This window comes from Escherichia sp. 93.1518 (assembly GCF_013368915.2).
Classification (GTDB): domain Bacteria; phylum Pseudomonadota; class Gammaproteobacteria; order Enterobacterales; family Enterobacteriaceae; genus Escherichia; species Escherichia ruysiae.
On the sequence record NZ_JABWMT020000130.1, the window covers coordinates 1 to 261 of the forward strand.

Here is a 261-nt window from a genome sequence, read left to right on the forward strand (position 1 = left end):
CATCACGGCTGAAATATACCGAAGAGGCGCAGAAGGCTTACGAACGCCTGCAGACACCGCTGGAGAAATATACCGCCCGCCAGGAGGAACTGAATAAGGCACTGAAAGACGGAAAAATCCTGCAGGCAGATTACAACACGCTGATGGCGGCGGCGAAAAAGGACTATGAAGCGACGCTGAAAAAGCCGAAGCAGTCCGGCGTGAAAGTGTCTGCGGGCGATCGTCAGGAAGACAGTGCTCATGCTGCCCTGCTGACGCTTC

1 pseudogene is annotated in these 261 nt (G+C 55.2%); it reads left to right on the top strand.

What is annotated here, in order from left to right:
• Positions 1-261: pseudogene (locus HEN21_RS22760) on the top strand (phage tail tape measure protein); the annotation flags it as partial.